This is a genomic window from Pseudomonas sp. W3I7 (assembly GCF_030816095.1).
GTDB lineage: Bacteria > Pseudomonadota > Gammaproteobacteria > Pseudomonadales > Pseudomonadaceae > Aquipseudomonas > Aquipseudomonas salomonii.
The window spans coordinates 607883-634735 of record NZ_JAUSXP010000001.1; the positions used below are offsets into that span (position 1 = coordinate 607883).

General features: G+C 60.4%; 23 protein-coding genes and 1 pseudogene. 10 read left to right on the forward strand and 14 right to left on the reverse strand.

Annotated elements, in window-relative coordinates; translation table 11 throughout:
• Positions 1-31 precede the first annotated feature (31 nt).
• The 10 genes from pgi to dksA form a co-directional block, all read right to left on the reverse strand.
• Positions 32-1696 (reverse strand): glucose-6-phosphate isomerase, encoded by a 1665-nt coding sequence (pgi, locus tag QF043_RS02900; protein ID WP_058419970.1) that lies wholly within the window; start codon positions 1694-1696, stop codon positions 32-34.
• Between the two features lie 224 nt (positions 1697-1920).
• The gene (gene panC / locus QF043_RS02905) at positions 1921-2772 is read right to left on the reverse strand and encodes a pantoate--beta-alanine ligase (protein WP_058419971.1); all 852 of its coding nucleotides are present in this window, start codon (positions 2770-2772) and stop codon (positions 1921-1923) included.
• Complete coding sequence (gene panB, locus QF043_RS02910; RefSeq protein WP_069786517.1) at positions 2769-3569, reverse strand: 3-methyl-2-oxobutanoate hydroxymethyltransferase; 801 nt, start codon at positions 3567-3569, stop codon at positions 2769-2771. Before panB ends, panC begins: the two co-directional genes overlap by 4 nt.
• 369 nt (positions 3570-3938) lie before the next feature.
• Positions 3939-4424, reverse strand: coding sequence for a 2-amino-4-hydroxy-6-hydroxymethyldihydropteridine diphosphokinase (gene folK / locus QF043_RS02915; RefSeq protein ID WP_307417448.1), 486 nt, complete (start codon positions 4422-4424; stop codon positions 3939-3941).
• Positions 4425-4426: 2 nt separating this feature from the next.
• A complete protein-coding gene (locus QF043_RS02920) occupies positions 4427-5830 on the reverse strand; it encodes a polynucleotide adenylyltransferase PcnB (RefSeq protein WP_305455705.1) in 1404 nt (467 codons plus the stop codon).
• A gap of 708 nt (positions 5831-6538) precedes the next feature.
• A complete protein-coding gene (locus QF043_RS02925) occupies positions 6539-7969 on the reverse strand; it encodes a sigma-54 dependent transcriptional regulator (RefSeq protein WP_305455703.1) in 1431 nt (476 codons plus the stop codon).
• Positions 7970-7991: 22 nt separating this feature from the next.
• Entirely contained in the window at positions 7992-10946 is a 2955-nt protein-coding gene (locus QF043_RS02930; protein WP_305455701.1) for a sensor histidine kinase, read from the reverse strand.
• Positions 10930-11106, reverse strand: a complete 177-nt coding sequence (locus QF043_RS02935) for a hypothetical protein (RefSeq protein WP_003176118.1) — start codon at positions 11104-11106, stop codon at positions 10930-10932. The genes QF043_RS02930 and QF043_RS02935 overlap by 17 nt, the downstream gene beginning before the upstream one ends.
• Positions 11107-11168: 62 nt before the next feature.
• Positions 11169-12056, reverse strand: coding sequence for a tRNA glutamyl-Q(34) synthetase GluQRS (gene gluQRS / locus QF043_RS02940; RefSeq protein WP_307417449.1), 888 nt, complete (start codon positions 12054-12056; stop codon positions 11169-11171).
• A gap of 95 nt (positions 12057-12151) precedes the next feature.
• Positions 12152-12595: an RNA polymerase-binding protein DksA gene (gene dksA / locus QF043_RS02945; protein ID WP_003194150.1), complete on the reverse strand. Its 444-nt coding sequence runs from the start codon at positions 12593-12595 to the stop codon at positions 12152-12154.
• A 321-nt stretch (positions 12596-12916) separates the two neighbouring features.
• On the opposite strand from dksA, the gene QF043_RS02950 reads away from it, so the two are divergent.
• Both QF043_RS02950 and sfsA read left to right on the forward strand, forming a co-directional pair.
• Positions 12917-14089, forward strand: a complete 1173-nt coding sequence (locus QF043_RS02950) for a pyridoxal phosphate-dependent aminotransferase (protein ID WP_307417450.1) — start codon at positions 12917-12919, stop codon at positions 14087-14089.
• The gene (sfsA, locus tag QF043_RS02955; protein ID WP_307417451.1) at positions 14089-14802 is read left to right on the forward strand and encodes a DNA/RNA nuclease SfsA; all 714 of its coding nucleotides are present in this window, start codon (positions 14089-14091) and stop codon (positions 14800-14802) included. The genes QF043_RS02950 and sfsA overlap by 1 nt, the downstream gene beginning before the upstream one ends.
• Here the strand turns inward: sfsA and QF043_RS02960 are convergent.
• Positions 14799-15116: a Rieske (2Fe-2S) protein gene (locus QF043_RS02960; RefSeq protein WP_307417452.1), complete on the reverse strand. Its 318-nt coding sequence runs from the start codon at positions 15114-15116 to the stop codon at positions 14799-14801. The genes sfsA and QF043_RS02960 overlap by 4 nt on opposite strands.
• Positions 15117-15272: 156 nt before the next feature.
• Here QF043_RS02960 and QF043_RS02965 point away from each other — a divergent pair.
• From QF043_RS02965 to QF043_RS02975, 3 genes and pseudogenes are all read left to right on the forward strand, one after another.
• A pseudogene (locus tag QF043_RS02965) lies at positions 15273-16152 on the forward strand (hemin ABC transporter substrate-binding protein).
• The gene (locus QF043_RS02970; protein ID WP_307417453.1) at positions 16149-17186 is read left to right on the forward strand and encodes an iron ABC transporter permease; all 1038 of its coding nucleotides are present in this window, start codon (positions 16149-16151) and stop codon (positions 17184-17186) included. Before QF043_RS02965 ends, QF043_RS02970 begins: the two are co-directional and overlap by 4 nt.
• On the forward strand, positions 17186-17953 hold the full coding sequence (locus tag QF043_RS02975; RefSeq protein WP_056859775.1) for a heme ABC transporter ATP-binding protein: 768 nt from the start codon (positions 17186-17188) through the stop codon (positions 17951-17953). The genes QF043_RS02970 and QF043_RS02975 overlap by 1 nt, the downstream gene beginning before the upstream one ends.
• Positions 17954-18196: 243 nt before the next feature.
• Here QF043_RS02975 and QF043_RS02980 read toward each other — a convergent pair whose 3' ends face one another.
• The 3 genes from QF043_RS02980 to QF043_RS02990 all read right to left on the reverse strand — a co-directional run bounded on the left by QF043_RS02980 (position 18197) and on the right by QF043_RS02990 (position 20666).
• A complete protein-coding gene (locus QF043_RS02980; protein WP_307417454.1) occupies positions 18197-18469 on the reverse strand; it encodes a TfoX/Sxy family protein in 273 nt (90 codons plus the stop codon).
• A 202-nt stretch (positions 18470-18671) separates the two neighbouring features.
• Positions 18672-19016, reverse strand: a complete 345-nt coding sequence (locus QF043_RS02985; protein WP_056859776.1) for a pentapeptide repeat-containing protein — start codon at positions 19014-19016, stop codon at positions 18672-18674.
• 93 nt (positions 19017-19109) lie between these two features.
• Complete coding sequence (locus tag QF043_RS02990) at positions 19110-20666, reverse strand: bifunctional aminoglycoside phosphotransferase/ATP-binding protein (protein ID WP_307417455.1); 1557 nt, start codon at positions 20664-20666, stop codon at positions 19110-19112.
• Between the two features lie 118 nt (positions 20667-20784).
• Between QF043_RS02990 and mrcB the strand changes: the two genes are divergently transcribed.
• From mrcB to ilvN, 5 genes are all read left to right on the forward strand, one after another.
• Entirely contained in the window at positions 20785-23109 is a 2325-nt protein-coding gene (gene mrcB, locus QF043_RS02995) for a penicillin-binding protein 1B (protein ID WP_056859778.1), read from the forward strand.
• A gap of 16 nt (positions 23110-23125) precedes the next feature.
• Positions 23126-23863 carry a M48 family metallopeptidase gene (locus tag QF043_RS03000; RefSeq protein WP_307417456.1) on the forward strand — a complete coding sequence of 246 codons (738 nt, stop codon included), beginning with the start codon at positions 23126-23128 and terminating at the stop codon, positions 23861-23863.
• A complete protein-coding gene (locus QF043_RS03005; protein WP_056859780.1) occupies positions 23863-24192 on the forward strand; it encodes a YqcC family protein in 330 nt (109 codons plus the stop codon). Before QF043_RS03000 ends, QF043_RS03005 begins: the two co-directional genes overlap by 1 nt.
• Positions 24193-24623: 431 nt before the next feature.
• Positions 24624-26348: an acetolactate synthase 3 large subunit gene (locus tag QF043_RS03010; RefSeq protein ID WP_307417457.1), complete on the forward strand. Its 1725-nt coding sequence runs from the start codon at positions 24624-24626 to the stop codon at positions 26346-26348.
• A 2-nt stretch (positions 26349-26350) separates the two neighbouring features.
• Positions 26351-26842, forward strand: a complete 492-nt coding sequence (gene ilvN, locus QF043_RS03015; protein ID WP_003176102.1) for an acetolactate synthase small subunit — start codon at positions 26351-26353, stop codon at positions 26840-26842.
• Positions 26843-26853: the final 11 nt, after the last annotated feature.

A 26853-nucleotide genomic window follows, 5' to 3' on the forward strand; every position in this document is an offset into this window, starting at 1 on the left:
CCAAACGGACGTTGGCCTTGGTGTACCGGCCTCAGCCGCGGTGACGACCGCGGAAGTAGTTGATCAGGCCCTGGGTCGACGCATCGTCAGCCAGGGTTTCTTCGGCGCCGGTCAGGCGGTTGTAGACGCCTTTGCCCAGCTCCTTGCCCAGCTCTACGCCCCATTGGTCGAAGGCGTTGATGCCCCAGACCACGCTTTGTACAAACACTTTGTGTTCATACATGGCGACCAGTGCGCCCAAACGACGTGGGCTGATGCGCTCGACCACAATGGTGTTGCTCGGACGGTTGCCCGGGATCACCTTGTGGGGCGCCAGCTTCTGCACTTCGGCTTCCGGCAGGCCTTTTTCGCGCAGTTCGGCTTCGGCTTCGCTGCGGGTCTTGCCGAGCATCAGTGCCTGGCTCTGGGACAGGCAGTTGGCGTACAGCCACTGGTGATGGTCGGACACCGGGTTGAAGCTGACGATCGGCACAATGAAGTCGGCCGGGATCAGTTGGGTCCCCTGGTGCAGCAGCTGGTGGTAAGCATGCTGACCGTTGCAGCCGACGCCGCCCCAGATCACCGGGCCCGTATCGGTCGACACCGGCGTGCCGTCCTGGCGCACGCTTTTGCCGTTGGACTCCATGTCCAGCTGTTGCAAGTGTTTGGTGATGTTACGCAGGTAATGGTCATACGGCAGGATCGCATGGCTCTGCGCACCCCAGAAGTTGCCGTACCACACGCCCAGCAGGCCCAGCAGCACCGGCATGTTTTGCTCGAACGAGGCGTTCTGGAAGTGCTGGTCCATGGTGTAGGCACCGGACAACAGCTCTTTGAAGTTGGACATGCCGATGGCCAGGGCGATTGGCAAGCCAATGGCTGACCACAGCGAGTAACGGCCACCGACCCAGTCCCACATCGGGAAGATGTTCTCTTCACGGATACCGAACGCCACGGCCGCCGCGTTGTTGCTCGATACGGCGATAAAGTGACGATACAGCTCGGCTTCCGAGCCACCCTGGGCCAGGTACCAGGCGCGGGCCGCCTGGGCGTTTTTCAGGGTTTCGAGGGTGTTGAAGGATTTGGATGAAACGATAAACAGCGTGGTCTCGGCGCGCAGCTTCTGGGTCAGCTCGTGGAACTCGCTGCCGTCGATGTTCGCCAGGTAGTGGCAGCGCACGCCTTTGTGGGCGTAGGACAGCAAGGCCTCGGAGACCAGCTCCGGGCCGAGGAACGAACCACCGATGCCGATATTCACCACGTCAGTGATCGGCTTCTCGGTGTAACCCCGCCACAGGCCGTCGTGGATGCGGCCGACCAGGTCGGTGATCTGGTTCAGCACCTTGTGCACGTCCGGCATGATGTTCACGCCGTTGACCGACAGCTTGTCGCCCACCGGGCGGCGCAGCGCGGTGTGCAGGGCCGGGCGGCCTTCGGAAGAGTTGACCGGTTCGCCTGCATACAGCGCGTTGATCGCGTCTTTCAGGCCGACTTCATTGGCCAGGTTCACGAGCAAGGTGCGAGTTTCGGCAGTGATCAGGTTTTTCGAGTAATCGAGGAAAAGCCCGCAGCTGCTCAAGGTGAACTGGGAAAAGCGCTGGGGATCGGCATTGAACGCGTCGCGCATGCTGAAATCCTGCATGGCTTGGCGATGTTGATTGAGCGCTTGCCAAGCGGGCAGAGCGGTAACGTCATGAGGAGTGCGGTAGTACGCCATCGCTGCGGGTTTCCTTTTATTACGGGGACTTGCCTTTAGGACACTTCTAAATCCGGAACGTTGAGTCTTTCATCAGGCGTTTGAGTCCGGTCAGCGCCAACAATGGCGCAGGGCGATTACATTAAACCTAGCGTGTCGATATGTCTTGGCTTTGTCTGCGCTGTTGCCGGTACTTTTTTATACCGGCACAGCCATCAGGGCAACAGGCGAGGTGCCTGGCGGGGTCAGTTGAGGGTTAAATGCAGGTTGTCGATCAGGCGTGTCGCACCCAGATAGGCAGCCACGAGGATGACAATATCCCGATCCTCAGGCGTGGCCGCACGCAGGTGCACGCCCTGGCGCACCTCCAGGTAATCCATGCGCAACCCGGCGGCTTCGATCTGCGCGATCTGCTCGGCACGCAGCTTGGCGAAATCCTGCTCACCGCCTTTTATAGCTGCTGCAATCTGGCTGAGGCTGCGGTAGAGCACTGGCGCAATCGCGCGCTGTTCTTCGTTGAGGTAACCGTTGCGCGACGACAGCGCCAGGCCGTCGGCGGCACGCACGGTAGGCTCGCCGATGATCTGGATAGGCATGTTCAGGTCATGCACCATGGCGCGGATGACCGCCAGTTGCTGGTAGTCCTTCTGGCCAAACACGGCCATGTCCGGCTGGACCATGTTGAACAGCTTGCTCACCACCGTCGCCACACCTTCGAAGTGCCCAGGCCGGCTGGCGCCGCACAGGCCTTCGGACAGTTGCGGGACACTCACGCGGGTCTGGCCGGTCATGCCGCCGGGGTACATTTCGTCGACGCTGGGCGCGAACAACAGGTTGCAACCGGCTTGCAGCAGCTTTTCCTGGTCGGCCGCCAGCGTGCGCGGGTACTTGTCCAGGTCTTCGCCGGCGCCGAACTGCAGCGGGTTGACGAAGATGCTCGCCACCACAAAGTCCGATTGCTGTGCGGCCTTGGTCACCAGGGTGGCGTGGCCGCTGTGCAGGTTGCCCATGGTGGGCACAAAGCCAATGCGTTTGCCGGCACTGCGTGCGTGGGCGACGGCGGCGCGCAGTTCTCTTACGGTTTTAACGGTGTTCATGCAGAGAACCCGTGTTCGTCGGCTGGGAAGGTCACGGCTTTGACTTCACGCACGTAAGCGGCCAGGGCTGCCTGGATGCTGTCTTGGCCGGCCATGAAGTTTTTCACGAATTTGGGCGCTCGGCCGGTCAGCGACAGGCCGAGCATGTCATGTACCACCAGCACTTGGCCGTCGGTGGCCGAGCCTGCGCCAATGCCGATTACCGGCACTTTGACGGCCTGGGTGATTTCTGCCGCCAGTTCGCTGGGCACGCATTCGAGCAGGATCATCGCGGCGCCGGCTTGCTCCAGGGCAATGGCATCGGCACGCATCTGCCGCGCCTGGGCTTCATTGCGGCCTTGCACCTTGTAGCCGCCGAAGATGTTTACCGACTGCGGTGTCAGGCCCATGTGCACGCACACCGGAACGCCACGCTCAGCCAGCAGCCGGATCGACTCCGCCAGCCACACCGCGCCTTCGACTTTGATCATGTGGGCACCGGCTTGCATCAGCTTGCCGGCGTTCTGGAAGGTTTGTTCAAGGGTGGCGTAACCCATGAACGGCAGGTCAGCGATGATGAAGGCGCCGTTGTTGCCGCGTTTGACGCTGGCCGTGTGGTATGCGAGTTCGTCAGTGGTGACCGGCAGGGTGCTGTCATTCCCTTGAAGAACCATGCCCAGTGAATCGCCAATCAACAGCACTTCAACCCCGGCTTCGCAGCTGGCGTGGGCGAAGGTGGCGTCATAGCAGGTCAGCATGGTGATTTTTTCACCTTTGAGCTTGAGGCTCTGCAAGGTGGTCAGGGTAATGTCTGGCATGGAAAGGGTCCTCGTTCAGGCGCTTGGAAACAGCGAGTAACGCGCGTGAGTCTTCGTTTATACAGGCGCACTGTCTTGAGAGCAGTGCTTATAAGGCCTGGATTGCGCCCTTCAGCGCCGGGTTGGCGGCAGCGGGACGCCTATAGTCGTGATGAGGACACGGGAAGTCAATTGGATGTGTTACCGCATTGTTACGAGTGGGGTGTTACCGCTGTTACTGACTCGATTCAGCCTGTGAAACGCCATTCTTAAAGGCGCGTCCGATCGAGTGTGGGAGCGGGCTTGCTCGCGAATGCGGTGGGCCAGCCACCCTGGATGCTTACTGATACACCGCGTTCGCGAGCAAGCCCGCTCCCACAGGGGCTTGCATCAAGTTGCGGGCAGGCGCTCCAGGCCGACAAACGGGCAGGCTGCCAGCAGCTCGCTGAGTGTTTGGCCATTGGGCAGTTGCAGGTCGGCGGGTGCCAGTTCTGCCAGCGGGTACAGCACAAACGCGCGTAGGTGCATCTGATAGTGCGGCACCTTGAGGCGCGGTGCGTCGATCAGGCGCTCGCCAAACAGCAGGATATCCAGGTCCAGGGTGCGTGGGCCCCAGCGTTCCAGGCGCTCGCGGCCCTGGTCGTTCTCGATGGTTTGCAATGCATCGAGCAGATCCAGTGGCGCAAGATCGCTGTTCAGCGCGGCGACCGCATTGGTGTAGCGCGGTTGGCCGGGGAGCAGGGAGTCACTTTGATAGAACGCCGACACGCCAACGAGGGCTGTTCCGGGCAATTGCGCCAGGGCTTCGACAGCACTGTGCAATTGCTGGTCCGGGGCAGCGAGATTGCTGCCCATGCCAATGTAGATACGTTCCACGTTTATTCGCCCGCAGCGCCCGAGGTATCGGCCGCGCTGCGTTTGCGCTTGGTGCCGCTGCGCCGACGTTTTTTCGGGCCGGCGCCTTCACCATCGCCTTTGCTGCCGAGGTCGCGAATCATGTCGCGGCGCTGGCTGTCATTGGCGTCCTGGTAATCAGTCCACCATTCGCCCAGGCCGTCGGTCTGCTCGCCGGCGCTTTCGCGCAGCAGCAGGAAGTCGTAGCCGGCACGGAAGCGCGGGTTGTCCAGCAACAGGTCGGCGCGTTTGCCACTGCGACGCGGCAGGCGCTCCTGCATGTCCCAGATCTCGCGGATCGGCATGGTGAAGCGTTTGGGAATGGCGATGCGCTGGCATTGCTCGGCGATCAGCTCGTGAGCGGCTTCCTGCATGGCCGGGATCGGCGGCATGCCACGGTCTTGCAGGCGCAATACGCGCTTGGGCAGGGCGGGCCACAGCAGGGCGGCAAACAGGAACGCCGGCGTTACCGGTTTGTTCTGCTTGATGCGCAGGTCGGTGTTGACCAACGCTTCGCTGATCAGCGTGTGGGTGTACGTCGGGTTGTATTCCAGAGCCTCGGCGCTGGCCGGGAACAGTGGATCGAACAGTTGCAGGTCGACCAGCATTTCGAACGTGTCGGCGGCATAACCCGAGAGGAACAACTTCAGCACTTCTTCGAACAGGCGCGCCGAAGGGATTTCCCGCAGCATTGGCGCCAGCTCGCGAATCGGCGCAGCGGTGTGTTTCTCGATGCCGAAGTTCAGCTTCGCGGCAAAGCGCACGGCGCGCAGCATGCGTACCGGGTCTTCCTGGTAACGCTGGGTCGGGTCGCCGATCAGACGGATCAGGTTGTTGCGAATGTCGTGTACGCCATTGGCGTAATCGAGGATGCGCTCGCTGACCGGGTCGTAATACAGGGCGTTGATGGTGAAGTCGCGGCGCTGCGCGTCTTCTTCCAAGGTGCCGTACACGTTGTCACGCAGGATACGGCCGCTCTCGTTGCGGGAAGACTGATTGGTGTCTTCCTCATCATCGTTTTGCGGATGGCCTGCGCGGAACGTCGCGACCTCGATGATTTCGCGACCAAAGTGGATGTGCACCAACTTGAAGCGGCGGCCGATGATTCGCGCATTGCGAAACTCGGCACGCACCTGCTCCGGCGTGGCGCTGGTGGCGACGTCGAAATCCTTGGGCGTGATATTGAGCAGCATGTCACGTACGCAGCCGCCCACCAGATAAGCCTGGTAGCCGGCGTTCTGCAAACGTTCGACGATGTTCACTGCATAACGGCTGAATTGAGCGCGCTGCAATGAATGCTGATTGCTGTTAAGCACTTCAGGCGTGCTGCGAATGTGTTGCGTACGACGCAAGGGGGAACGGAATGACTGGAACAACTTCTTCAGCATGGGATGCACTGTTTGAAGGAATGTTCGGCCATAACGAAGAATGACCGCATGATGGGCGGGGATTCTAGCATTTAGTCGAGGGATGGTGTAGGAACAAGCTGCAAGGCTTGAGCCAGAAGCTTAAAGAAAGGTGTGAGCGGGTCAAATGCCGGAAACTACAAGGGGAGCCGAAGCTCCCCCAGAAGTAGTTGCGTGCTCTATTTTTATTATGGTTGCGGGCTTTTTGTTTTTGTTGATCGCCCTCGCCATGAAGCTTCACCTTCATGACACTCCCAATCGGGAGCCAAGAGCAAACGGATTGCTTTGGTCGCTGTGTTGCTGATCTACGATCCAACCAGTTCAGGCTCTGCCTTAGGGCAGTTTTTGTTGTTCTCGGCCTGGTTGCGGGGCAAGCCCCAAATGCAACGCCTCTCCAAAAGAATCAGTTAGCTGCGCCTCCGCCGTGTTGTTTTTGTTATGCGTGAGTCGATTCGTCTTATTTTTATTGTCTTGTACAAAGCTTGTTATTGTTTTTGTACTAAGCATATAGCAGGGTGCGTGCCAACTTTTGTGCCGCCCAGCAAAACCGGGGGTTTGAGCTGGTTTTGGCTTTTGGAGGGGCGAAAAAAAGCCGGGGCTTCGTTACCGTAAGCCCCGGCTTCTGTTACGTGAAAAAGCTGCGGTAACAGTTTTTTCACATCTGAGGGTGTTACCTGTGGGGGCGCGCCCTCAGCTTTCGCTGGCCACCCCGGTCTTGCGCCGTGGAATGCCCAGGCGTTGGCGGCGTTCCCACAGGCACTTGCGGCTCACGCCCAGCTTGCGCGCCAGTTCGGTCTCGGTCATATGGTCCTGATGCTCAAGCACGAAGTGCTGGAAGTAGTCTTCCAGTGACAGATCCTCTGTCGGCTCATGGCTGGTATTGCTGCCACCGCCCTGTTGCGGGGCCAGGCCGATGAAGTCGTCGTCTTCCAGGTCGCTCAGCTCGATATCGATACCCAGCAGCTCGGCGGAAATTTCCGGGCTCTCCGACAAAATCACTGCACGCTCGACCGCGTTCTCCAGTTCGCGCACGTTACCCGGCCACGAGTAATGCCGAATCGCTTGTTCGGCGTCGGCGGCAAACTTGAGGTCAGTACGGTTGATGCGCGCGCTCTGGCGCAGCAGGAACGCGTTGGCGATCTCGTTGACATCGGCGCCACGCTCGCGCAAGGCCGGCAATTTGAGGGCAATGACGTGCAGGCGGTAATACAAGTCTTCACGGAACTGGCCGATCTTGGCCAGGCTCTTGAGGTCACGGTGGGTCGCGGCGATCAGGCGCACATCGACCTTCTGTGATTGCACCGAGCCGACGCGGCGAATCTCGCCTTCCTGCAACACGCGCAGCAGGCGCGCCTGAGCTTCCAGGGGCAGTTCGCCAATTTCGTCGAGGAACAAGGTGCCGCCGTCCGCCGCTTCGACCAAACCTGCGCGCCCGGCGCTGGCACCGGTAAAGGCACCTTTCTCGTGGCCGAACAGTTCGGACTCGATCAGCGATTCGGGGATCGCCGCGCAGTTCACCGAAATCATCGGTGCCTTGGCGCGCTTGGACAGGTTGTGCAGGGCGCGGGCCACCAGCTCTTTACCGGTGCCCGACTCGCCCTGGATCAATACATTGGAATCGGTGGGCGCTACTTTGCGGATCTTGCTGTACAGGTCCTGCATCGGTGGGCAGGAGCCGATGATGCCGATCTCGCCGTTGCTGTTGTCGACACCCGGCTTCTCGGCAGCCTTGCCGGCAGGACGCTGCTCGGCCGGCGCACTGCCAGCCGACTGACGGTCACGCAGGATGCGCGCAACAGCCTGGAGCATTTCGTCGTGATCGAAAGGCTTGGCGATGTAGTCCACCGCGCCCATCTTCATCGAGTCCACCGCCGAGCGCAGGCTGGCATAGCTGGTCATGATCAGCACAGGCGTGCCCTGGCCAAGCTTGATCAGCTCGGTGCCCGGTGCGCCCGGCAGGCGCAGGTCGCTGACAATCAGGTCGAACGTGGGAATGCTGAAACGCTCTTGGGCTTCCTGCACCGAGCCGGCTTCGCTGACCTGATACTGATTACGTTCAAGCAGGCGACGCAAGGCAGAGCGGATAATGGTTTCGTCTTCGACGATCAAAATGTGCGGCATTGATTCAATTCTCTCGACGGTCTCAGTTCACAGCGGACGTCGCTTCGACATGACGCGGCAAGGTCACCCGAATACGGGTGCCGCGTTGGCTTTCGGTGTCAGCCGGGCTGTCGATGGTGATTTGTCCATAATGCTCTTCAACGATGGAATAGACCAGTGCAAGGCCCAGACCGGTACCTTCACCCGGGTCCTTGGTGGTGAAGAAAGGTTCGAACAATCGGTCCATGATGTTCTGTGGAATACCGCTGCCTTCATCCTCCACGATCAGGTCGACCGTGTGCTCGAAAGCCTCGCTCTTGACGCGTACCGCACTGCCGGCAGGGGTTGCGTCACGGGCGTTTGAAAGCAGGTTGATCAGCACCTGCGCCAAGCGTTGGGAGTCGCCGTCGACCCAGTGGTCCGGGTCGCACAGGTTAAAAAACTGTACTTCGAAATTGCGCCGGTTCAAGGCCAGCAGCCCAATGGCATCCTGTGCCACTTCCGCCAGGCACACCGCTTCGTCCAGGTTCTGATGCGCGCCGGCGTGGGCGAAGCTCATCAGCGACTGCACGATGCGTGACACGCGCTTGGTCTGCTCGAGGATCTGCCCGCTGATTTCGGTGATTTCGGCGTCTTCTTCGCGCTCTTCGCGCAGGTTTTGCGCCAGGCACGCGATACCGGTGATCGGGTTGCCGATTTCATGGGCCACACCCGCGGCCAGGCGACCAATGCTGGCCAGGCGCTCGGAGTGCACCAGCTTGTCTTCGAGCATCTGGGTTTCGGTCAGGTCTTCCACCAGCAGCACCAGGCCACTGTTACCGGGTGCCAGCGGCTCGTCGATCGCGGCTTTGTGCAGGTTGAGCCAGCGGGTCTGGCCGTCCAGCGCCAGGTGCTGTTTGTGCAAGTGCTCGTCGGGCAGGTTGATAAAGCCTTGCAGCAGTTCTTTCCAGGGCTCGCCCAAGGTGTTCAGACGCGAACCCACAACACGTTGTGCGGCGATGCCGGTGAGTTCTTCCATAGCCTTGTTCCACATCAGGATCTCTTGATCCTTGGCCAGCGAACACACGCCCATCGGCAGTTCCTGCAGGGTCTGGCGATGGTAACGGCGCAGGGCGTCGAGTTCGGCGGCAAGGCCGGTGAGGCGTGAGTGGTAGTCCTCCAGCCGGCTCTCGATGAAATGGATGTCTTCGGTGACGTAGTTTTCGCCGCCGGCCTTGTAGGGCAAGAAGGTTTCCACCATGTCCTGGGACACGCTCGGGCCCATCAGGCCGGACAGGTTGGCCTCAATGCGGTCGCGCAAACGGCGCAGGGCATACGGGCGGCGCTCGTCAAACGGCAGGTAAAGGTCGCGCAGCGCCTGCTCGACTTCCTTTTGTGCAGCCTTGGCGCCCAGCGGCTTGGCCAGCTGGGTGGCGAACTCTTGCGGTGAGGCCGCGTGCAGCTCGCGACGTTGCGGGCGGCGCACGTTGTCCACCGCACAGGCCTCGGCGGCGCTGGTCTCTTCGGGGCTGGCGTTGGTGAACAGCGAGATCAGGGTAAACATCAGCACGTTGGCGGCCAAAGAGGCGATCGCCGCCATGTGCCAGCTGGTGTCGTCCAGCACGTAGATCATGTTCAGCAGCGGAATATAGAAGCCCTGCAAGTTGCCGACCAGCGGCAGCAGCATGGTCACCATCCACACCAGAATGCCTGCCAGCAGCCCGGCGATAAAGCCGCGACGGTTGGCTGTGGGCCAGTACAGCACCGACAACACACCCGGCAAGAACTGCAAGGTCGCGACAAATGCGACGATGCCGAGGTTGGCCAGGTCTTGCCCGGCGCCCAGCAGCAGGTAGAAGCCATAGCCGGCCATGATGATGGCGACGATCAGCGCGCGGCGCGTCCATTTCAGCCAGCGGTAGATATTACCTTCGGCTGGCGGCTGATACAGCGGCAGCACCAGGTGATTGAGCGCCATGCCGGAGAGTGCCAGCGTGGTGACGATGATCAAGCCACTGGCCGCCGACAAACCGCCGACGTAAGCCAGCAATGCCAGGGATTTGCTGTTGGCGGCAATACCGACGCCAAGGGTGAAGTATTCGGGGTTGGTCGTGGCGCCGAGCTTGAGGCCGGCCCACAGGATCAGCGGCACCGCCAGGCTCATCAACAGCAGGAACAGCGGCAAACCCCAGCTGGCGCTGACCAATGAGCGCGGGTTGAGGTTCTCGGTGAAGGTCATGTGGTACATGTGCGGCATCACAATCGCCGAGGCGAAAAACACCAGCAGCAATGTGCGCCATGGGCCTTCCTGCAACGGGGTGTGCAGGGCGGCGAGCGCGGTCTGGTTTTGCAGCAACCACAGCTCCAGCTGCTGCGGGCCATCAAACACGCCATACAGCGCATAAAGCCCGACACCGCCGATGGCTATCAGCTTGATCACCGACTCGAAGGCAATCGCAAACACCAGGCCTTCGTGCTTCTCGCGCGTGGCGATATGGCGTGAACCGAAGAAAATCGTGAACAGCGTGATCAGCGCGCAAAAAGCCAGGGCGACGCGGTGCTGTACCGGTTCGCGGGTGAGGATGCTGATGGAGTCGGCCACGGCCTGGATCTGCAGGGCCAGCAACGGCAGCACGCCCAACAGCATGAAGATCGTGGTCAGCGCGCCGGCCCAGGTGCTGCGAAAGCGGAAGGCAAACAGGTCCGCCAGGGACGACAGCTGATAGGTGCGGGTGATTTTCAGGATCGGGTACAGCAACACCGGCGCCAGCAAAAACGCGCCGGACACGCCCAGGTAGCTGGACAGAAAGCCGTAGCCATACTGATAGGCCAGCCCCACGGTGCCATAAAATGCCCAGGCGCTGGCGTAGACGCCCAGGGACAAGGTGTAGGTCAACGGATGGCGAATGATCGCCCGCGGAATCATTCCGCGCTCACTGATCCAGGCAACCCCGAACAACGCGGCCAGGTAGGCGGCGCTGATCAGCAGCATCTGGGTGAGGCTAAAGCTCATCGGCATCTTTTTGGCTCTGCAGGATGAAGGTCACGACGATCAGGATCAGCCACAGCAGATAAGGGCGATACCAGGCGCCCGTGGCGTCGATCCACCAATCCATGATGGCGGGGGAAAACAGGTAGATCCCGACGACCAGCAGCAGGACCAATCGATAGATGTACATGTTGGCCTCTGATTAAAAAACTGCCGCGATGGTAACGGATGCTTGGCAAGCTGCAAGCGCCTTCAACTCAATTGCGCTTCGGCCAGCGTCAGTGTGCGCGGGATCTGGCTGGCGTCCCAGTGTGCAATGCCCCAATCCAGCAGTTCCCGTGGGCTGGCGTGCAGCAGTTCGTTGCCGGGTTGCTGGCCGAGGGCGCGCAGCGCTCTTAATAGCAAAGGGGTGGCCTGGCCTTGTGTCAACGGCGGCGAGCGGTAGGATTTGCCCAGCTTGTTGCCGTCCGGCTGAGTGATCAGCGGCACGTGCAGGTAACGCGGCTGGCGCAGGCCCAGCAGTTCCTGCAGGTACAGCTGGCGCGGCGTGGAATCGAGCAGGTCGGCGCCGCGCACGATGTCGGTGACACCCTGCCAGGCATCATCAAGCACCACCGCCAGTTGATAGGCATACAGGCCATCGCGACGGCGGATGATGAAATCGCCCACATCACGCCCCAGGTGCTGTCGGAATTCGCCTTGCACGCGGTCGGTGAAGTGATACTCCAGCTCCGGTACGCGCAAGCGGATCGCCGCGTCTTGCTGCTCATGCCCGAGGTTGCGGCACAGGCCTGGATAGATCCCGTGGTAGGGCTCCAACTGTTTACGCGAGCAGGTGCAGGCGTAAGCCAGGCCGTGGTTGAACATGTCGTTAAAGACTTTGGCGTAGGCCTCATGCCGCTCGCTTTGTCGGACCAGTTCCCCATCCCACTCGAAGCCATAGCTTTCCAGGGCGTGCAGGATCGCCGCCTGCGCGCCGGGTTCTTCACGGGGTGGGTCTAGGTCTTCCATGCGCATCAACCAGCGGCCGTGATTGGCGCGGGCATCAAGGTAGGAGGCGAGGGCGGCAACCAGCGAACCGAAGTGCAGGTGGCCGCTGGGCGTGGGGGCGAAACGCCCGATATAGGTAGAGGCTGTCATGGGCCGGATACTACTGGAAAACCACTGAACGCCAGAAACAAAAATGGAGCGTTTGCACGCCCCATTTTTTGTTTTTTGCATTCAGCTCGGCAGGATTACTTGCCGACCTGTTTTTCCTTGATTTCAGCCAAGGTCTTGCAGTCTACGCACAGGTCCGCGGTTGGGCGGGCTTCCAGGCGACGAATACCAATCTCGACGCCGCAGGATTCGCACCAGCCGTATTCCTCGTCCTTGATCAGCTGCAGGGTCTTGTCGATCTTCTTGATCAGCTTGCGCTCTCGATCACGCGCTCGCAGTTCAAGGGCGAACTCTTCTTCCTGGCTCGCACGGTCGGCCGGATCAGGAAAGTTGGCTGCTTCGTCCTTCATATGGTCAACGGTACGATCAACCTCCTGCATCAAGTCCTGTTTCCACTTGTTCAGGATCTTGGTGAAGTGCTCGCGCATGGGCTCGCCCATGTACTCCTCGCCCTTTTTTTCCACATAGGGTTCGAAGCCGCCGAGGCCTTGAGTCTGCTGTTGCTTTGCTTGGGTGGACATGAATAGACCGCCTCTCACTCTTCTAATCCATTGCGCAGGATTGCAACGTCACCGACACCTGCCGGCCCTGCGGCTGCAAGCGGGCGAACTTACCAGATAGATTCGGGGTGCGCCACTCCCGGTTGTCGAGGCCCAACGTGGCAGGCTTGCAAACTGTCATAGCCCGCCATGGCTGGGTATAGCGTGTCTCGAAGGTTGATTTTAGTCGTTTTGCAGGCGCTTGCTCGGTTCATCACGGATGACCGAGCAGGCAATAGAGCATGTTTTACCGCGCGGGTTCGGTAGAATCCGAATTTTGTCCTCACCGTCTAAGGAAGGCTAATGGCTCAGCCCTACAGTGCGCGCAGTCGCGCCATCGAACCTTTTCACGTTATGGCGTTGCTGGCGCGAGCCAATGAGCTGCAGGCGGCCGGCCATGATGTTATCCACCTGGAGATCGGCGAGCCGGATTTCACTACGGCCGAGCCTATTATCCAGGCCGGCCAGGCTGCGCTGGCTAACGGCAAGACGCGTTATACCGCGGCCCGTGGGCTGCCCGAGTTGCGCCACGCCATCAGTGGTTTTTACCAGCAGCGCTACGGCCTGAGCGTCGACCCCGAGCGCATTCTGATCACGCCCGGTGGCTCTGGCGCGTTGCTGCTGGCCAGCAGCCTGCTGGTCGATCCGGGCAAGCATTGGCTGTTGGCCGACCCAGGCTACCCGTGCAACCGACATTTCCTGCGGTTGGTAGAAGGCGCTGCGCAGCTGGTGCCGGTTGGCCCGGACGTGCGCTACCAATTGACCGCCGAGCTGGTGGCCAAACACTGGAATGCAGACAGCGTTGGCGCGCTGGTTGCTTCACCGGCCAACCCCACCGGCACGATTCTCAGCCGCGACAAACTGGCGGGGTTGTCGAGTGCAATCAAGGCGCGTAACGGTCATTTGGTGGTGGACGAGATCTATCACGGCCTCACCTACGGCACCGATGCCGCCAGCGTGCTGGAAGTCGACGACGAGGCCTTCGTCTTAAATAGTTTTTCGAAGTATTTCGGCATGACCGGCTGGCGCCTCGGCTGGCTGGTGGCGCCACCGGCGGCGGTGGGCGAATTGGAGAAGTTGGCGCAAAACCTCTACATCAGCGCGCCGAGCATGGCCCAGTACGCGGCGCTGGCGTGTTTCACCGAGCAAACCCTGAGCATTCTGGAAGAGCGCCGCGCCGAGTTCGGGCGCCGCCGGGATTTCCTGCTGCCAGCCTTGCGCGAGTTGGGTTTCGGCATCGCCGTAGAGCCCGAAGGCGCGTTCTACTTGTACGCCGATATCAGCGCGTTCGGCGGTGATGCCTTCGCGTTTTGCCGTCATTTCCTCGAAACCGAGCATGTGGCGTTTACGCCAGGCCTGGATTTCGGTCGTTATCAGGCCGGCCACCATGTGCGTTTTGCCTACACGCAAAACCTTGATCGGCTACAGGAAGCGGTAGAACGCATCGCCCGTGGCTTGCGGAGCTGGCAAGGCTGATGCGCTTTAATCCTCCCCTCGAAGAAGGGCGGCTGATCCGCCGTTACAAGCGCTTTCTCACCGACATCGAAACGCTGACCGGCGAGTTGCTGACCATTCACTGTCCCAACACCGGCTCGATGCTCAATTGCATGGTGGAGGGCGGCCAGGTCTGGTTCAGTCGCTCCACAGACCCCAAACGCAAGTTGCCGGGCACCTGGGAAATTGCCGAAACCCCCCAAGGCCGGCTGGCGTGCGTCAACACTGCGCGCGCCAACCCACTGGTGGAAGAAGCGTTGCGCGCCGGGGTGATCACTGAACTCAACGGTTTTACTGCCCTCAAGCGCGAAGTGCCTTATGGCCAGGAAAAAAGCCGTATCGATTTTCGCCTGGATTACCCACACGGCGCGGCCTATGTGGAAGTCAAAAGCGTCACCCTGGGCTTTGACGGCTCGTCGGTGGCGGCCTTTCCCGACGCGGTGACCCAGCGTGGCGCCAAGCATTTGCGTGAATTGGCGCACCTGGCGCGTGAGGGTGTGCGTGCGGTGCAGTTGTATTGCGTAAACCTGTCGGGGATCGACGCTGTACGCCCGGCGGTGGAAATCGATGCGGGCTACGCCGCTGCGCTGCGCGAGGCCAAGGCGGCCGGCGTAGAGGTGTTGGCCTACGGTGCGAGGGTCACGCCGCAGGAAATTATCATCGACCGGCGTCTGGACGTGATGATCGGCGACTAGAGTTCAACCCACAGGCCTTGCGCGTCTTCACGGCCGGGCAGGGCTTTAAGGCTTTGGCCCGCGCATGGCCCGGCAATGCACTCGCCGCTTTCGATCAGGAACAAGGCGCCGTGGGTGGCGCACTGGATCAGGCTGGCGCTGCTGTCCAAGAACTGGTCAGGCTGCCATTCCAGTGGGATGCCGCGATGGGGGCAGCGGTTGAGGTAGAAGTAGGCAACGCCGTCACGGCGCACGGCCATTACTTTGCAACCGTCTATTTCAAAACCGCGGCTACTGTTGGGCGCCAGTGCATCCGAGGGGCAGAGAAACTTCATAACGATCCTTAAGTGCCTTGACGTTCAAATGCAAACAATTATCAAATGCCGGCTTCGCCCGTTAGCTGATTGGGTGCTCTGTACGATGCCAGACAGGGTTTAACTGTCACATCCATGAGTGCTTGAGTGGCCCTGCCCTTGGAAGGAAACCCTGTTATGCGCCTGAGTACCAGCGCTATTGCGCTTGTTGCCTCACTGCTGGTCAACCACGGGGCATACGCCTCTGAACTGCCGCAACGCTGGGTCAGTGCCGGTGGGGCGCTATCGGAATGGGTCACGGCGCTGGGCGGGGAGCCAAAGCTGGTGGGCGTGGATACCACCAGTCAGCACCCTGAATCGCTCAAGGCGTTGCCGAGCATTGGTTACCAGCGCCAATTGTCCGCGGAAGGGATTTTAAGCCTGCGCCCGCAGGTGTTGGTGGGCACTGAAGAAATGGGGCCGCCGCCGGTGCTGGCGCAGATTCGCGGTGCGGGCGTGCAGGTGGAGATGTTCTCGGCCGAGCCGGATTTGCCGACGTTGAAAGGCAACCTTCAGCACCTGGGCAAGCTGTTGGGTGATGAAACCAAGGCCAACGAATTGTTTACCGGATATGAACAAAAGCTGGATCAGCAGAAAGCCTGGGTCGCCAAGGCCCAGGCCACGCAGAAGGCGCCGGGTGTGCTGCTGTTGCTCGGGCATGCAGGCGGCAAGCCGCTGATCGCGGGCAAGGACACGGCCGCGGATTGGCTGTTGCAGCAGGCGGGCGGGCATAACCTCGCGACCCACACCGGCTATAAGCCGTTTTCGGTGGAGTCGCTGGCCGGTCTGAGCCCCGATGTGCTGGTGTTTGCTGATCGTGCCCTCACCGGCGATGCGGCGCGGGCGGCCTTGTTCAAGGAAAACCCGATTCTGGCCTCAACGCCGGCGGCTAAAAATGGCCGCGTGTTTGAGCTGGACCCGACCCTGCTGGTCGGTGGGCTTGGGCCGCGTTTGCCGCAAAGCCTGGTGCAACTGTCTGCCGGGTTTTTATCCGTCCCAGGCTAAACCTGCCCAATGACGACTCTGGTTAAACCGAAAACGCTGTTTATCGGGCTGGCGCTGTTATGCCTTCTGGCAACCTGGCTTTCATTGGCGTTGGGGCCGGTCAGCCTGCCGTTGCTGGATACGCTCAAGGCCGCCTTGCGCCTGATGGGCGTACCGATTGAAGCCCAAGGCCTGGAGCAGGCCGAATTGATCCTTGGGCAGATTCGTTTGCCGCGAACCTTGCTGGGTTTGGCGGTGGGCGGTGTGTTGGCATTGTCGGGCGTGGCGATGCAGGGCTTGTTTCGCAACCCGTTGGCCGATCCGGGGTTGGTCGGTGTGTCCAGCGGTGCGGCGCTGGGTGCGGCTGTTGCGATCGTCGGCGGTTCTTTTTTTGGTGGCCTGCCGGATGCGGTCGGGCCTTACCTGTTGTCGTTGTGCGCGTTTCTTGGCGGCTTGGGCGTTACGGCTCTGGTTTATCGCCTGGGGCGCCGTAACGGTCAGACCAATGTCGCGACAATGCTGCTGGCCGGTATCGCGCTTACCGCCTTGGCCAGTTCGGCGGTGGGGTTGTTTACCTATCTGGCCGACGACGCCACCTTGCGTACCCTGACCTTCTGGAACTTGGGCAGCCTCAATGGCGCCAGCTATTCGCGGTTGTGGCCATTGCTGTTGGTGAGCGCCGGTGTGGCGCTGTGGTTGCCGCGTCGGGCAAAAGCCTTGAATGCACTGCTGCTGGGTGAGTCCGAGGCCAATCACCTTGGGATCGATGTTGAAGGGCTCAAGCGTGAACTGGTGTTCTGCACAGCCCTGGGTGTGGGCGCGGCGGTAGCGGCGGCGGGCATGATCGGGTTTGTCGGGCTGGTGGTGCCGCATCTGGTGCGCTTGTTGGCCGGGCCGGATCATCGGGTGCTGTTGCCGGCGTCTGTGCTCGCGGGCGCGAGCCTGTTGCTGTTTGCTGACTTGGTGGCACGCCTGGCGCTGGCGCCGGCTGAACTGCCGATCGGCATCGTGACGGCCTTTATCGGCGCGCCGTTTTTTCTTTATTTGTTGTTGCGAGGGCGCGCCTGATGCTGCGAGTAGAAGCGTTGCAGGTCCGGCGTGGCGATAAAACCGTGCTGGCGGATGTCACCCTGGACTTGCTGCCGGGTGAAGTGCTCGGTGTGCTCGGCCCTAACGGAGCAGGCAAGAGCACGCTGCTCGGTGCGTTGTGCGGTGAGTTGAAGCCGGATCAGGGCAAGGTGTGGCTGGATCAGCAAGCCTTGACGGACTGGAGCGGGCCGCAACGTGCCCAACGTTTGGCAGTGTTGCCGCAGACTTCCACGCTGGATTTCGCATTCCGTGTCGAGGAGGTTGTAGGCATGGGCCGCTTGCCCCATCAGACCGGACGCGTGCGTGATGACGAAATCATCCAGGCGGCGCTGCACGCGGCAGACGTGGGCCATTTGAGCGGGCGCAGCTACCTGGCGTTGTCGGGTGGCGAACGCCAGCGTGTACATCTTGCGCGAGTGTTGGCGCAGTTATGGCCGGGGGAAGCCGGGCAGACGCTGCTGTTGGATGAGCCGACCTCGATGCTTGACCCCTTGCACCAACACACGACCCTGCAGGCTATACGTACTTTCGCTGATCGCGGCGCTGCGGTGCTGGTGATTCTCCATGACCTGAACCTGGCGGCGCGTTATTGCGACCGGATTCTGTTGCTGGAGCAAGGGCGCCCACACGCGCTGGACACACCGGCGCAGGTGATGCGGCCTGAGCCACTTAAAGCGGTGTTTGGTTTGGAGGTGTTGGTACAGCCGCACCCGGAGCGCGGTCATCCATTGATCATTGCGCGCTGAATCGGCTTTTTTACAGGTAAAAAAAGACCCGGCAAGAGCCGGGTCAAATAACCGTGATTAGCCTGATGAGGAGATAATCTGAGAGTCCGAACCAATGGTCTGTCAGTTATCGGCTGATCTCGCGACCAGTTGTGATAATCATAACGATTCTCATTTGAGAGTCAACCTCTGTTTTTCAATGCTCTGCGGTTTTTCTCAAACACACGTTCGAACTGGCCGTAAACATTGGAAATTCTTGCAGGCCTAAATCTTCTGGCGCACTGAAATCGCCTCCAGCTGACGGTTCAATGCCTCCTTGCGCTCCGTCGGGATGTCGTTCCAGTGCACGTCCATCAAGGCTCCTTCAATTGCATACAGCAGCACTTTCGAGGCCCGAAACCCGCGAGTGCGAACGGCTCGGTAGGCATCTACAGCTCCCAGGCGGCGTAGGTCGGACGCACTGTGGATGCCCACCGCATGCAGCCACTGCGCCGACGTCTTGCCCAGGTTTTTCAGGTGTTGCAGCTCATCGTTCATCAAGCCTCCTTGCGACGGCCGAATGGTGCGGTGGGTATCGTGACCAGGCAAGCCTGAAAAGGAGTGTAGCGCTCAGTAGGAAAAGCGTGGTTCTTTGGTCAGGAACGGCTGAAAAGCTTATAAGAATTTTTGAAGGTATTGCCGACAAGCAGGCAGGAGGCGCCGCTACGCGTGAGGCGTAGCTGGGGCCCGAAAGATGAGGTTACTTGGTGCGGTAGCGCAAACGAGTGCCGAAATTGACCGACATCAGGATCTCGTCAGCCGTCAGTTCGGGGGAGAAGTAGGTGCCGGAAATCTGCGCATGGGCCAGGCTGGCGCCTTCCAATGAGCACTCGCGCAGGTCCAGGCCGCGCAGGTCGGCAGAGCGGAAGTAGGCGTCGGTGAAATCCACGCCCGTGGCGTTCAGGTCACGCAGGTCCAGGCCGCGGAAGTCGCCACCGCGCATGTCGATGGTGCCGTCTTTGGGGCGCTCCTGGTTGAAGCCGCGAATGTCGTCTTTATGCAGGAGTGCGTAGAGCGGGGTATCAAGAAGCTTGGGCTGACTCATGACGGCGACTCCTGTTGGAATTATGACGCCATTATAGTGCCACTATTGCTCGGTCGTGCACCGAAGATCGGCGACACGACCAAGAAATATTTCTTACAGGCCGGGCAGGCGCTGGCGAATGTGCGCCACCAGAGCGTCGAGTGTGCCGCTCTCGTTGGTTTCCACGCGTTTGCTCAGCAGCAGTTCTTCGGCGGTCAGCGGGTCACGGTTGGCCTGTTGCTCTTCGATAATGGTGAGTGTCGCGTCGGAAGGATCGTTTTTATCCGCCTGACGTTGCGCCAGCCAGCTAGCGATAACGGCTTGCGGTGCGTTGCAATCGAGGATCAGGAAAGGCGCGCCGGTGGCCTCGGCAATCTTGGCGGCGGCGTTGCGTTGTGCGCTTTTCAGGAAGGTCGCGTCCAGCACCACCGGGTAGCCAGCACGCAAGACGGTATCGGCGATTTCATTCAAGCGAGCGTAGGTGGCAGCGCTGGCTTCGGCGGCGTAGATACCGGCTTGCGGGGTGTTCTCGACCTTCTGTTCACCAAACAGGCGCTTGCGTTCCACGTCCGAACGCAGGCGCACGGCTCCCAAGGCTTCCACCAGGCGCATGGCCACGTGGCTTTTACCGACGGCCGAAACACCGTGGGTTATCGCCAGGAAGCGCGATGGAATGGTGCTGTAGCTTTCCGCCAGGTTCGCGTAGTTGCGGTATTGGCGCAGGGTGGTGGCGCGTTGCACCGGGCTGGCCTCGCTTGGCATGCTGAACAACGACACCTTGGCGCGCACCAGTGCACGGTAGGCTTTATAGAAGTTCAGCACTTCAAGGCCCTGATAGTCGCCGGTCAGCTCCAGGTACTGGCTGATAAAACGGCGCGCCAGGGATTTGAGGCCGCGGTCTTCCAGGTCCATCGCCAGGAAGGCCGTGTCGGCATACACATCGGTGAAGCGGAACGGCTCGTTGAACTCGATGCAGTCGAAGATCACCACCTGGCCATCGATCAAGGTGGCGTTGCCCAAGTGGATATCACCGTGACATTCGCGAGTGAACCCTTCGAGCTTGCGCTGGGCCAGCAGTGGCTTGAGGCGTTCGAAGCTGGCTTCGGCCCAGGCTTGCAGGGCATCGAGTTGAGCCAGGTCGGCCTTGTCGCTGAGGAACGGGCGGATCTGGTCGAAGTTCTGGCGAACCGGCGCCATCACTTCATCCGGCGTGCCGGCGGGGTGGTCTTGCGGCACTTTCGGGGCGCTGAGGTGGAAGTGCGCAATCTGCTTGGCCATGTCGTCAATGTGCGCGCTGGTGACCTCGCCATTGGCTTGCAGGGTGCTGAGCAGCTGGCTTTGCGGGAATTGGCGCATTTTCAGCGCGTATTCGATGACCGGGCCATCTCCGCCCAATTGCGGGGCTTCGGCGCTGCCGGTGATTGGCAACACGTCAAGATACAAATCTTCAGTCAGGCGCTGGTTAAGGCGCAGCTCTTCGCGGCAGAAGTGGCCGCGGTCGTCCAGATGGGTGAAATCCAGAAAGCCGAAGTTCATCGGCTTCTTCAGCTTATAAGCATACGGGCCGGTCAGTATGACCCAGGAAATATGGGTCTCAATGACTTGGAACGCTTCAACCGGATGGGGATACAAAGCCGGGTTTTGCAGGGCTGCGATCAGGGACTGGCTCACGGGCGATCCTTCAAAGTCTGGGGGAAATCATGGCCGGCATTATGGCGGTTACAGTCGGTCGTGCAAACCGCTGTCCGGCTCATGTTGATCGTCAATAAAGTGCGTATAATCCGCCGCCATGACTCGAACCCGATCTCCCCGTTCCCGTAAAAAACCTCCTTCACGCGGCCTGCGCCCGTGGCTGGGCTGGGCCATCAAGCTAAGCCTGGTAGGCCTTGTGGTGCTCGCAGGCTTCGCGGTGTACCTCGACGCCGTGGTCCAGGAGAAATTCTCCGGCAAGCGCTGGACCATCCCGGCCAAGGTGTATGCACGCCCGCTGGAATTGTTCACCGGCCAAAAGCTGAGCAAGGAAGACTTCCTTACCGAACTCGACGCCTTGGGCTATCGCCGCGAACCCGTGAGTAACGGCCCTGGCGCCGCCGCGGTCAGCGGCAATACCGTCGACCTGAATACCCGTGGCTTCCAGTTCTATGAAGGCCTGGAGAAAGCCCAGCCGGTACGCGTGCGCTTCTCCGGCGACTACGTTGCCGAGCTGTCGTCGCTCAATGGCTCCAAGTTACCTGTGGTGCGCCTGGAACCGCTGATGATCGGCGGTATTTACCCCAAGAACCTCGAAGATCGTATCCTGATCAAGCTCGATCAGGTGCCACCGTACCTGCTCGATACGCTGATCGCCGTTGAAGACCGCGATTTCTACAGCCACTGGGGGGTGTCGCCCAAGTCGATTGCCCGCGCCATCTGGGTCAACACTTCCGGCGGCAAGATGACCCAGGGCGGCAGTACGCTCACGCAACAATTGGTCAAGAACTTTTACCTGACCAACGAGCGCAGCCTGACCCGTAAACTCACCGAAGCCATGATGGCCATGCTGCTGGAGCTGCATTACAGCAAGCAGGAGATTCTCGAGGCGTACCTCAACGAGGTCTTTGTCGGCCAGGATGGGCAGCGCGCCGTGCACGGTTTCGGCTTGGCCAGCCAGTTCTTCTTTGGCCAGCCTTTGTCCGAATTGAAATTGCATCAAGTCGCGTTGCTGGTGGGGATGGTCAAGGGCCCGTCCTATTACAACCCGCGCCGCAACCCGGAACGTGCGCTTGAGCGCCGTAACCTGGTGCTGGATGTACTCGAACAGCAGGGCGTGGCCACCGCTGAACAAGTCGCGGCGGCGAAAAAAATGCCACTGGGTGTTACCACTCGCGGCAAGCTGGCCGACAGTTCATTCCCGGGCTTTATCGATCTGGTCAAACGCCAGCTACGTGAAGACTACCGCGACGAAGACTTGACCGAAGAGGGCCTGCGGATCTTCACCAGTTTTGACCCGATCTTGCAGATGAAAGCCGAAGCGTCGGTCAACGACACCTTCAAGCGCCTGACCGGCCGTAAAGGCTCGGATGAAGTCGAAGCGGCGATGGTGGTAACCAACCCGGAAACCGGTGAAGTGCAGGCCATGATTGGCAGCCGCCAGGCCAGTTTTGCCGGTTTCAACCGTGCGCTAGATGCGGTGCGGCCGATCGGCTCGCTGGTCAAACCGGCGGTTTACCTCACGGCCCTGGAAAAACCAAGCAAATACACCCTGACCAGTTGGCTGTCGGATGACCCGCTGTCGGTCAAGGGCGCGGATGGCCAGGTGTGGACGCCGCAGAACTTTGATCGTCGCTCCCACGGCACTGTGTTCCTGTACCAGGGCCTGGCGCATTCCTACAACATCTCTACCTCGCGCCTTGGGCTTGAAGTGGGCGTGCCGAATGTGCTGAAAACCCTGGGGCGACTGGGCATCACCCGTGAGTTCCCGGCGTTCCCATCGATGCTGCTGGGCGCTGGCGCCATGACCCCGATGGAAGTGGCGACGATGTACCAGACCCTCGCCAACGGTGGCTTCAATACCCCGATGCGCGGCATTCGCAGTGTGCTGACCGCCGAGGGCGAGCCGCTCAAGCGTTACCCATTCCAGATCCAGCAGCGCTTTGACGCGGGCTCCATCTACCTGATCCAGAACGCCATGCAGCGCGTGATGCGTGAAGGTACCGGGCGTTCGGTGTACAGCGTGCTGCCGTCGAACCTGACGCTGGCGGGCAAAACCGGCACCAGTAACGATTCGCGTGACAGCTGGTTCGCAGGCTTCGGCCAGGATGTGCTGGCCGTGGTGTGGCTGGGCCGCGACGATAACGGCAAAACCCCGTTCACCGGTGCGACCGGTGCGCTGCAGGTGTGGACCAGTTTCATGCGCAAGGCCGATCCGTTGCCGCTGAACATGCCGCAGCCGGACAACATCGTGCAGGCGTGGATTGATCCGCACACCGGACAAGGCTCCGACGCCAACTGTCCGGGCGCGGTACAGATGCCGTATATTCGCGGCAGCGAGCCACCTGCTGGTGCTGCGTGCGGTGGCAGTGCCCCCGCTGACGCGGATTCGGTGATGGATTGGGTCAAGGGCTGGATGCATTAAGCAAAGAGGGTTTCAAGTGAACAAGTTGTGGATTCCAGCTATTACCGCCCTGGTTATGCTCGGCGGTTGCTCCAGCGTGCAGCGCGGTTCCATTCCCGTGGTGGACTCAAGCACGAACGTTTCCAATAACGACCGTATCTCGGCCACTGGCGGTTTCCGTCAGACCGTGGTCAAGCGTCCTGCCCAAGCTACGCCTCAGTCCATACCGCAGGATTCGGGTGTGGTGGTGATGGTGCCGGGCGGCGGTGCTGCGACGTCGGCGCCGATCAGTGCCGAGCCTTGGACGCCAGGGCCAAGCACATCGGGGCCGGCCAACTCCGCACCGATCCAGACGGCGCCGATCAATCAGGGCACTTACAACATGCCGCCGTCGACGCCGAGCGGTATTCCGTCTTCATCTAACGCGGGCGGCCTGTCGGCTGACGAGCAACTGGACGGGCCGGTGCTGGCTTTGCTGACCACCGCCCAGCAGCAACAATCCGGTGGTGACCTGAACGGGGCATCGTCGAGCCTTGAGCGCGCCCAGCGTGTGGCGCCGCGTGAGCCGCAAGTGCTGTATCGCCTGGCCCAGGTGCGCCTGGCCCAAGGCGACGCGCCGCAAGCCGAGCAGTTCGCCCGTCGCGGCCTGACGTTGGCCAACGGTCGCCCCGACCTGCAAGCCAACCTGTGGGCTTTGATTGGTGACGCGCGTGCCGCACAAGGCGACGCCGCCGGTGCTGCCCAGGCGCGGCAAAAAGCCAAGGTCAGCCTCTGATGGATGCACGGTTTCCGGCAATTGCCGAACAGCTGTTGCTGATTGAGCGTGAGTTACGGGTGCAGGGTTGGTGGGACGAGGTGTCCCCCAGCGCTGAAGCGCTTGGCAGCGTCGAGCCGTTTTCGGTGGACACGCTGGACTTTCACCAGTGGCTGCAATGGATCTTCCTGGTGCGCATGAAGCAGATCCTCGAGCAGGACCTGCCATTGCCCAATGCATCGGGAATACTCGAGATGGCGGAGATGGTTTACGCCGATCGCCCGCTTGAGAGCATTGGCCTACGCAATGCGCTGAAAAAGTTCGACCAATTGATCGTCGACGCTCGTTAATTGCCTGACTGCCGGGTTTTCCGGCAGTCTTGCGCACATTTCTACCGCTTGACGACATTCAGGCGAGTTTTATCCCTCCTCAAACCCCTTTAATCTTCGTTCTCATGCGCTTAGTTGGAAAAAAGCGCAATTATTGCTTGACTTGAAGGGGCTGAAACAGAAGAATCCAAAGTCCGCTGTATCGGGACTGCCAGAAGCAGGCCCGCTCAGCAGATCATGAGGCGCATATCCGCGCCGACCTGTAACACCCGCAACGCGTTACCTCGCGCTGGGTGGGAAAAGCCCGCAACACTTGGGACGATCCCAATACTTGCTCAGTCAGTGCTGACGTAGTCGGCGACCACCGTCGCTCATGCTCTGTTGAGAAGTAAACCTATTAAGACCCGTCGGTTTTTAACGGACGGTATTCTGGCGTTTTAGAGGTGAACAACGTGGAGCTTTTATCTGGCGGTGAGATGCTCGTCCGCTTTTTGCGTGACGAAGGCGTCGACTATATCTACGGGTACCCAGGTGGTGCTCTGCTGCATGTTTACGACGCACTGTTCAAGGAACCGGCTGTTACCCACATCCTGGTTCGCCACGAACAGGCCGCGACCCATATGGCTGACGGCTACGCCCGTGCCACCGGTAAAGCCGGTGTGGTACTGGTCACCTCCGGCCCAGGCGCAACCAATGCCATTACCGGCATCGCGACTGCCTATATGGACTCCATCCCGATGGTGATCATTTCTGGCCAGGTGCCCAGCACCATGGTCGGGACCGATGCATTCCAGGAAACCGACATGATCGGTATCTCCCGGCCGATCGTGAAACACAGCTTCATGATCAAGCACGCGTCGGAAATCCCGGAAGTCATGAAAAAGGCCTTCTACCTCGCACAGTCCGGTCGCCCGGGCCCTGTAGTGGTTGATATCCCGAAAGACATGACCAACCCGGCCGAGAAATTCGAATACATCTTTCCCAAGAAAGCCAAGCTGCGTTCCTACAGCCCTGCCGTTCGTGGGCACTCGGGGCAAATCCGCAAGGCGGCAGAAATGCTCTTGGCGGCCAAGCGCCCAGTGCTGTACTCCGGCGGTGGCGTGATTCTGGGCGGCGGTTCTGCACCTCTGACCGAATTGGCCAAGCTGCTCAACCTGCCGGTGACCAATACCCTGATGGGCCTCGGCGCATTCCCGGGTACGGACCGTCAGTTCGTCGGCATGCTTGGCATGCACGGCAGCTACACCGCCAACCTGGCCATGCACCACGCCGACGTCATCCTGGCGGTGGGCGCGCGGTTTGATGACCGTGTGATCAATGGTCCGAGCAAATTCTGCCCGAATGCCAAAATCATCCACATCGACATCGACCCGGCGTCCATCTCCAAGACCATCAAGGCCGACGTGCCGATTGTGGGTCCGGTAGAAAGCGTGCTGACCGAAATGGTTGCGGCGCTCAAGGACATCGGCGAAACGCCGAACAAGGAATCGGTTGCCAGCTGGTGGAAGCAGATCGACGAATGGCGCGGTGACCGCGGCCTGTTCCCTTACGACAAGGGCGACGGCAGCATCATCAAGCCACAAACCGTGATCGAAACCCTGTGCGAAGTGACCAAGGGCGACGCCTTTGTGACCTCCGACGTAGGCCAGCACCAGATGTTCGCCGCGCAGTACTACAAGTTCGACAAGCCTAACCGCTGGATCAACTCCGGTGGCCTGGGCACGATGGGCTTTGGTTTCCCTGCGGCCATGGGGATCAAACTGAGCTTCCCGGACACCGACGTCGCCTGCGTGACGGGTGAGGGCAGCATCCAGATGAACATCCAGGAACTGTCGACGTGCCTGCAGTACGGTCTTCCGGTGAAGATCGTGTGCTTGAACAACGGCGTGCTGGGCATGGTTCGTCAGTGGCAGGACATGAGCTACAACAGCCGTCACTCCCATTCCTACATGGAATCGCTGCCGGATTTCATCAAGTTGGTTGAAGCCTACGGCCACGTCGGCATGCGCATCACCGATTTGAAAGATCTGAAGCCGAAGATGGAAGAGGCGTTCGCCATGAAGGACCGCCTGGTGTTCCTCGATATTCAAGTGGATACCAGCGAGCACGTCTACCCGATGCAGATCAAAGACGGCTCTATGCGCGACATGTGGCTGAACAAGACGGAGCGTACCTAATCATGCGGCACATTATCTCCCTGCTTCTGGAGAACGAACCCGGCGCTCTGTCTCGTGTTGTCGGCCTGTTTTCGCAACGCAACTACAACATCGAAAGCCTGACCGTGGCGCCGACCGAAGACCCGACCCTGTCGCGCCTGACGTTGACTACTGTTGGCCACGATGAGGTGATCGAGCAGATCACCAAGAACCTCAACAAGCTGATCGAAGTGGTCAAGCTGGTCGACCTGTCGGAAAGTGCCCACATCGAGCGCGAGCTGATGCTGGTTAAAGTCAAGGCCACGGGTGCCCAACGTGCCGAGATCAAACGCACCACCGATATTTATCGCGGGCAGATCGTCGATGTGAGCGCCAGCGTTTATACCGTTCAACTGACCGGTACAAGCGACAAGCTGGACAGCTTCATCCAGTCGATCGGGACGGCCTCGATTCTGGAAACGGTACGCAGTGGTGTCACCGGGATTGCCCGTGGCGACAAAGTACTCAGCATCTAACCCAAATTAGC